The organism is Variovorax sp. P1_H2 (assembly GCF_056405295.1).
Map to the genome: position 1 here is coordinate 1 of NZ_JBFUCJ010000197.1, position 6,919 is coordinate 6,919.

At 68.7% G+C, this 6,919-nt stretch carries 8 protein-coding genes and 3 tRNA genes; all 11 read right to left on the bottom strand.

The features are described from left to right. The coding region (locus AC1D2E_RS34115) for a GTP-binding protein (RefSeq protein WP_478201510.1) at nucleotides 1-213 on the bottom strand (213 nt) is incomplete at its 3' end. A gap of 74 nt (nucleotides 214-287) precedes the next feature. Continuing rightward, nucleotides 288-362: transfer RNA gene (locus AC1D2E_RS34120), tRNA-Thr, on the bottom strand. A gap of 49 nt (nucleotides 363-411) precedes the next feature. After that, a tRNA-Gly gene (locus AC1D2E_RS34125) sits at nucleotides 412-485 on the bottom strand. 74 nt (nucleotides 486-559) lie between these two features. Further along, nucleotides 560-645 (bottom strand) — tRNA-Tyr (locus tag AC1D2E_RS34130). A 96-nt stretch (nucleotides 646-741) separates the two neighbouring features. Beyond that, the gene (locus tag AC1D2E_RS34135) at nucleotides 742-1,479 is read right to left on the bottom strand and encodes a uracil-DNA glycosylase (RefSeq protein ID WP_478201511.1); all 738 of its coding nucleotides are present in this window, start codon (nucleotides 1,477-1,479) and stop codon (nucleotides 742-744) included. Next, entirely contained in the window at nucleotides 1,476-2,276 is an 801-nt protein-coding gene (gene trpC / locus AC1D2E_RS34140) for an indole-3-glycerol phosphate synthase TrpC (protein WP_478201512.1), read from the bottom strand. Before trpC ends, AC1D2E_RS34135 begins: the two co-directional genes overlap by 4 nt. 13 nt (nucleotides 2,277-2,289) lie before the next feature. Then, entirely contained in the window at nucleotides 2,290-3,315 is a 1,026-nt protein-coding gene (trpD, locus tag AC1D2E_RS34145) for an anthranilate phosphoribosyltransferase (RefSeq protein ID WP_478172964.1), read from the bottom strand. Nucleotides 3,316-3,428: 113 nt separating this feature from the next. Next, complete coding sequence (ltaE, locus tag AC1D2E_RS34150; protein ID WP_478201513.1) at nucleotides 3,429-4,487, bottom strand: low-specificity L-threonine aldolase; 1,059 nt, start codon at nucleotides 4,485-4,487, stop codon at nucleotides 3,429-3,431. Nucleotides 4,488-4,492: 5 nt separating this feature from the next. After that, nucleotides 4,493-5,077 (bottom strand): anthranilate synthase component II, encoded by a 585-nt coding sequence (locus AC1D2E_RS34155; RefSeq protein WP_478201514.1) that lies wholly within the window; start codon nucleotides 5,075-5,077, stop codon nucleotides 4,493-4,495. Next, on the bottom strand, nucleotides 5,074-5,466 hold the full coding sequence (locus AC1D2E_RS34160) for a GxxExxY protein (RefSeq protein ID WP_478172968.1): 393 nt from the start codon (nucleotides 5,464-5,466) through the stop codon (nucleotides 5,074-5,076). The genes AC1D2E_RS34155 and AC1D2E_RS34160 overlap by 4 nt, the downstream gene beginning before the upstream one ends. An 82-nt stretch (nucleotides 5,467-5,548) precedes the next feature. Continuing rightward, nucleotides 5,549-6,919, bottom strand: a 1,371-nt coding sequence (trpE, locus tag AC1D2E_RS34165) for an anthranilate synthase component I (RefSeq protein ID WP_478201515.1), incomplete at its 5' end; no start/stop codon positions are given.

Genomic DNA, 6,919 nt, shown 5'->3' on the forward strand with positions numbered 1-6,919 from the left:
CTCGTACTCGACGTGCGCGGTGTTGATCGTGATGCCGCGCGCCTTTTCTTCCGGAGCCGCGTCGATCTGGTCGTAGGCCTTCGCTTCGCCGCCGAACTTGGCCGACAGCACGGTGGCAATCGCCGCCGTCAGCGTCGTCTTGCCATGGTCCACGTGACCGATCGTGCCCACGTTGACGTGCGGCTTCGTGCGGGTGAATTTTCCTTTTGCCATTTTCTCGACTCCGAAAAATAACTAGATCAACACACTGACATGGGGTTGCAACCGGCCGGCTGCAACCCCAAAACTGGTGCCCATTGCGGGAATCGGACCCGCGACCTCTCCCTTACCAAGGGAGTGCTCTACCACTGAGCCAAATGGGCGATATCAAAAATCTGCAAAAACACTGCGCTTCGCGCCGACCTGGACTTCTGGAGCGGGAGACGGGAATCGAACCCGCGTCATTAGCTTGGAAGGCTAGGGTTCTACCATTGAACTACTCCCGCATCGTGGCACCCGCCCTTGCTCGGGAAGCACCGCAACGGTCACAGTCAAGCGCTCTGCAAAATCCATTCATCGCTGGTGGAGAGGGCTGGATTCGAACCAGCGTACTCGTAAGAGGGCAGATTTACAGTCTGCTGCCATTAACCACTCGGCCACCTCTCCGGCGAACCTCGGAATATAGCACGAGTTTCGGGGCCGGTCGATCGCAGCCCGTCTACCCGGGCCGTTTTCCCGAGAGCCTCACATTTTCGCACGAAATCAGGCGCCTTCTTGCCCGGACCCCAAGGATTCCGCTTCGCGCCAGCCGCGAGCCTGGCCGAAATGGCCGCAGCCGATGAAGGGAAGCGGGGGTCGCAGGGCCGACAACGGGGACGGATGGTTGGCGACAAGGACTTTGTGACTATTTGTATCGATCAGGGCACGCTTGCTCTGCGCATGGGCGCCCCACAGCATGAAGACGACGGGCCGTTCGCGGGCCGCCACATGACGGATCACCGCGTCGGTCAGCACCTCCCAGCCGCGCCCCGAATGGCTGGCCGCCTGCCCCTCCTCCACGGTCAGGCAGGTGTTCAGCAGCAGCACGCCGTGCGATGCCCATTTGACCAGGCTGCCACCCGGGTTCGGAAAGGCCGGCGGGCGGGTGCCGAGGTCGCGCTCCAGCTCTTTGAAGATGTTGCGCAGCGAGGGCGGCAACGGCACGCCCGGCGCGACCGAGAAGGCCAGCCCTTCGGCCTGCCCGCGGCCGTGGTACGGGTCCTGGCCGAGGATCACGACGCGGACGTCCTCGGGCGGCGTCAGCTCGAGGGCACGCAGCGGCCGCGGCGGGAAGATCACGGCCCCGGCGGCCAGCCGCTCGCGCAGGAATCCGAGCAGCTTCACGCCGACCGGACCGGCGAAGAATTCATCCACCAGCGGCCGCCAGCCGGGCGCGACCGGCCAGTCGGCCGGGTCGGCGCTCGCCAGTTGATCGGCCCCGTTCGCCGGCGCGGCGCTCATCGGAACAGCTCGGCCAGCGCCTCGCCCGGCTCGTCGGCCCGCATGAAGGTCTCGCCGACCAGGAAGGCGTGGACGCCGGCGGCGCGCAGCCGGGCCACCTCGTCGCGCGTCGCGATGCCCGATTCGGTCACCAGCAGGCGATCGGCCGGCACCCTCGGCAGCAGATCGAGGGTGGTCTGAACCGAGACCTCGAAGGTGCGCAGGTTGCGGTTGTTGACGCCGATCAGCGGCGTGCGCAGCTTCAAGGCGCGATCGAGTTCGTCGCCGTCGTGCGCCTCGACCAGCACCGCCATGCCGAGCCCGGCCGCGATGGCCTCGTAGTCGCGCATCTGGGCATCGTCGAGGCAGGAGACGATCAGCAGGATGGCGTCGGCGCCCATCGCGCGCGACTCGTAGACCTGGTAGGGATCGACGATGAAGTCCTTGCGCAGCACCGGCAGCGCGCAGGAGGCCCGCGCCTGCTTCAGGTAGTCGACGCCGCCCTGGAAGAACTGGCGGTCGGTCAGCACCGACAGGCAGGCGGCGCTGACCTGGCCGTCGCCCTCGGCATAGCTCTGGGCGATGTCGGCCGGAATGAAATCGGCGCGCAGCACGCCCTTGCTCGGACTGGCCTTCTTGACCTCGGCGATGACCGCGGCGGCGCCGGCGGCGATCTTGGCGCGCAGCGCACCGACGAAGTCGCGCGTCAGCACGCGGCTCTCGGCATCGAAGCGCACGGCCTCGAGCGGGCTTCTCTTCTTGGCCGCGGCGATCTCCTCGCGCTTGACGGCGACGATCTTCTCCAGGGTGTTCGACATGCTTGCTTTCTCCTCAGGCCGCCGCGGTGGCCGCGGCGAGTTCGGCCAGCTTGGCCTTGGCGGCGCCGGAATCGAGCGCGGCACGCGCCCGCTCGATGCCGGCGGCGATCGATTCGCAGACATTGGCCGCATAGAGCGCGGCGCCGGCGTTCAGCACGACGATGTCGCGCGCCGGACCGGGCTGGTTGTCCAGCACGTCGAGCAGCATCGCCTTCGATTGCTCGGGGGTCTCGACGCGCAGGCTGCGGTTGCTCGCCATCGCGAAGCCGAAGTCCTCGGGATGCAGCTCGTACTCGCGCACCTCGCCGCCCTTCAGCTCGCCGACCATGGTGGCGGCGCCAAGCGAAATCTCGTCCATGCCGTCGCGGCCGTAGACCACCAGCGCATGCTCGGCGCCGAGGCGCTGCAGCGCCCGCACCTGGATGCCGACCAGGTCGGGGTGGAACACGCCCATGAGGATGTTGGGCGCGCCGGCCGGATTGGTCAGCGGGCCGAGGATATTGAAGATGGTCTTGATGCCGAGCTCCTTGCGCACCGGCGCCACGTTCTTCATGGCCGGATGGTGGTTCGGCGCGAACATGAAGCCGATGCCGACGTCGGCGATGCATTTCGCGATCTGCTCGGGCTTCAGGTTGATGTTGATGCCCAGCGACTCGAGCACGTCGGCGCTGCCGGACTTGCTGCTGACGCTGCGCCCGCCGTGCTTGCTGACCTTGGCGCCGGCCGCCGCGGCGACGAACATGGTGCAGGTCGAGATGTTGAAGGTGTGGGAGCCGTCGCCGCCGGTGCCGACGATGTCGACCAGGTTCGTGGTGTCCGCCACCGGTACCTTGGTCGAGACTTCGCGCATGACCTGCGCCGCGGCGGTGATCTCGCCGATGGTCTCCTTCTTGACGCGCAGGCCGGTGATCAGCGCCGCCATCATCACGGGCGAGCATTCGCCGCTCATGATGAGGCGCACGATGTGCAGCATCTCGTCGTGGAACACCTCGCGGTGCTCGATGGTGCGCTGCAGGGCTTCCTGGGGAGTGATGGGCATGATGGTTGTCTCTCTAGTGGGTGGACGACGGTGCCGGCGGCGGATCGGAAAGCGCGAGCCGGAGGCCGGGGCCGGCGCGGCGCGCGGTCCAGCCGGCCCGCAGCGAATGGACCTCAGGCATGGAAGAAGCTCCGGATCGCGCCGACGGCGCGGTCGATGCCGGCCGCGTCGACGTCCAGATGGGTGGCGAAGCGCAGCCGGTAGAGACCGGTGGCCAGCACGCCCTGTGACTTCAGATGCGCGAGCAGTTCGCCCGAACGCGAGCGGGCATCGCCCGCCAGGTCGACGAACAGCAGGTTGGTCTGCGGGGCCTCGACCTGCAGTTCGGGAATGCCCGCCAGGCCCTCTGCCAGCCGGCGCGCCAGCGCATGGTCGTCCGCCAGCCGGTCGACGTGCTGCTCGAGGGCGTGCGAGGCCGCCGCCGCCAGCAGGCCGGCCTGGCGCATGCCGCCGCCGGCCATCTTGCGGATGCGATGGGCCCGAGCGATGAAGTCGCGCGATCCGCACAGCGCCGAGCCGACCGGTGCGCCCAGGCCCTTGCTGAAGCAGACCGAGACGCTGTCGAAGCAGCCGGCGATGCGACGCGCCTCGGCGCGCACGCCGGTGCCGAGCCCCGCCGCCTGCGCGGTCGCGGCATTGAACAGACGGGCGCCGTCGAGGTGGCGCGCCAGGCCCCTGCGCTGCGCGAGCTGCGTCGCCTGCTCCACGTAGGCGAAAGGCAGCAGCTTGCCGCCCAGCGTGTTCTCGAGCGCCAGCAGCCGGGTGCGCGCGAAGTGGGCGTCGTCGGGCTTGATCGCGGCCTCGATCGCATCGAGCGCCAGCGTGCCGTCGGGCTGGTGGTCGAGCGGCTGCGGCTGCACGCTGCCGAACACCGCCGCGCCGCCGCCTTCCCAGCGGTAGCAATGCGCCTGCTGGCCGACGATGTACTCGTCGCCGCGCTGGCAGTGCGCGAGGATCGCGCAGAGGTTGCTCTGGGTGCCGGTCGGCACGAACAGCGCCGCCTCGAAGCCCAGCAGCTCGGCGATCTGCCGCTGCAGCGCGTTGACGCTCGGGTCGTCGGCGAAGACGTCGTCGCCGAGCGGCGCCGCCAGCATCGCGGCGCGCATGGCGTCGGTCGGCTGGGTCACGGTGTCGCTGCGCAGGTCGACGACCTTGGTCGAAGGGTTGCTCATTGCGGTCACTCCAGGAAGTTGCGCAGCATGGCGTGGCCGTGCTCCGTGAGGATCGATTCGGGGTGGAACTGCACCCCCTCGATGCGCACCGCGTGCGCGAAGCCGGTGTGGCGCACGCCCATGATCTCGCCGTCGTCGGTCCAGGCGGTGAGCGCCAGCGCCTCGGGGCAGGAGGCGCGCTCGATCGCCAGCGAGTGGTAGCGGTTGACGCTGAACTTCTCGGGCAGGCCGGCGAAGACACCCTCGCGCGTGGTCGTGATCTCGCTGGTCTTGCCGTGCATCAGCTGCTGGGCGCGAATGATCTTGCCGCCGAAGGCGGCGCCGATCGCCTGGTGCCCGAGGCAGACGCCGAGGATCGGCAGCCGGCCCGCGAAGGCCTGGATCGCCGCCACCGAGACGCCGGCTTCGGCCGGCGAGCACGGGCCCGGCGAGACTACCAGCCGGTCGACGCCGCCGGCGATCCGCTCGCGCAGGCCCTCGAGCGTGATCTCGTCGTTGCGATGGACCTCGACCTCGGCGCCGAGCTCGCCGAAATACTGCACCAGGTTGTAGGTGAAGCTGTCGTAGTTGTCGATCATCAGGAGCTTCATGGCTTGACTCCGATCCGGTGCACGCCCTTGACCACCGGGAACACGTTGAAGTTGATCAGCAGGCCCAGCCGGAGCCCCGACAGGCGCACGGCCGCCTGGGCCTGCGCGCGGTGCAGGTCGGTCAGCGCATCGACCGCCTTGAGCTCGACCACCACCGACTGCTCGACCACGAAGGCGGCGCGGCAGACCTCGCCGAGCGAGCGGCCCTTGTAGCTGGCCGCCACCGGCACGTTGCGCTGGAAACCGATCTCGCGCTCGGCCAGTTCGATCTCGAGCGCGGCGGCGTACACGGCCTCGGGCAGGCCGGTGCCGAGCACCCGCTGCACCTCGACGGCGGCGCCGATGATCTCGTGCGAGAAGTCGTTGTTGTTGTTGTCTTCGGTGCTCATAGTGCCCCCTCGCTTGCCACTTCGTGTGCTGCGCTGCCCCCCGAGGGGGCGCGAGCTTGCTTGGGGCGGCCCGGCGCGGCGCTCATTCCAACCCCTCCTCGACCAGCTCGGCAGCGCGCAGCAGCGCCCGCGCCTTGGCTTCGGTCTCTTTCCATTCGAGCTCGGGCACCGAGTCGGCCACCACGCCGGCCGCGGCCTGCACATGCAGCATCTGGTCTTTGACGATGCCGGTGCGGATCGCGATCGCGACGTCCATGTCGCCGGCGTAGCTGATGTAGCCGCAGGCGCCGCCGTAGAGGCCGCGCTTGGTCGGCTCGAGCTGGTCGATCAGCTCCATCGCGTGCACCTTGGGCGCGCCCGTGAGCGTGCCGGCCGGGAAGGTGGCCTTGAGCACGTCGATCGCGGTCATGCCGTCCTTCAAGGTGCCTTCGACGTTGCTCACGATGTGCATCACGTGGCTGTAGCGCTCGACCGCGAAGGCCTCGGTCACCTTCACGCTGCCGGTCTTGGCGATGCGGCCGATGTCGTTGCGCGCCAGGTCGATCAGCATCACGTGCTCGGCGCGCTCCTTGGGGTCGTTGATCAGCTCGACCTCGGCCGCGCGGTCGAGCTCGGGCGAGGCGCCGCGCGGCCGCGTGCCGGCCAGCGGGCGGATGGTGATCTTCTGCTCGCCCTCGCCGGTGTGCTCCTGCCGCACCAGGATCTCCGGCGAGGCGCCGACGACGTGGAAATCGCCCAGGTGGTAGTAGTACATGTAGGGCGACGGGTTGAGCGAGCGCAGCGCCCGGTAGAGCGACAGCGGCGACTCGGTGTAGCGCTTGCTGATGCGCTGGCCGACCTGCACCTGCATGAAGTCGCCGGCCGCGATCAGCTCCTTGGCGCGTTCGACCGCGGCCAGGTAGTCGGCCTTGGCGAAGCTGCGCTGCGCCGGATGCGCCTGGCTCGGCAACACCCGCGGCGCGCTGACCGAGTACTTGAGCTGGTCGCGCAGCTCGCGCAGCCGGCGCTTGGCGTTGGCATAGGCCTCGGGCTGAGCCGGGTCGGCATAGACGATCAGGTAGAGCTTGCCCGAGAGGTTGTCGATCACCGCCAGCTCCTCGCACTGCAGCAGCAGGATGTCGGGGCAGCCCAGGGCATCGGGCGGGCAGCTTTTTTCGAGCTTCTTCTCGATGTGGCGCACGGTGTCGTAGCCGAAGTAGCCGGCCAGCCCGCCGCAGAAGCGCGGCAGGCCCGGACGCAGCGCCACCTTGAAACGCTGTTGGTAGGCCGCAACGAAATCGAGCGGGTTGCCATGGGCTTTTTCCACGACTTTGCCGTCCGTTACAACCTCGGTCAGCGCGTCGGCGCCGAAGCCGCTGGCCCGCAGCAGCGTGCGCGCCGGCAGGCCGATGAAGCTGTAGCGGCCGAAGCGCTCGCCGCCGACCACCGATTCGAGCAGGAAGCTGTGCTTGCC

Excerpts from the sequence above, each read along its gene's own strand:
- AC1D2E_RS34135 (WP_478201511.1), bottom strand. The coding sequence starts at position 1,479 with ATGAGCGCCGCGCCGGCGAACGGGGCCGATCAACTGGCGAGCGCCGAC.
- trpC (WP_478201512.1), bottom strand. The coding sequence starts at position 2,276 with ATGTCGAACACCCTGGAGAAGATCGTCGCCGTCAAGCGCGAGGAGATC.
- trpD (WP_478172964.1), bottom strand. The coding sequence starts at position 3,315 with ATGCCCATCACTCCCCAGGAAGCCCTGCAGCGCACCATCGAGCACCGC.
- ltaE (WP_478201513.1), bottom strand. The coding sequence starts at position 4,487 with ATGAGCAACCCTTCGACCAAGGTCGTCGACCTGCGCAGCGACACCGTG.
- AC1D2E_RS34155 (WP_478201514.1), bottom strand. The coding sequence starts at position 5,077 with ATGAAGCTCCTGATGATCGACAACTACGACAGCTTCACCTACAACCTG.
- AC1D2E_RS34160 (WP_478172968.1), bottom strand. The coding sequence starts at position 5,466 with ATGAGCACCGAAGACAACAACAACAACGACTTCTCGCACGAGATCATC.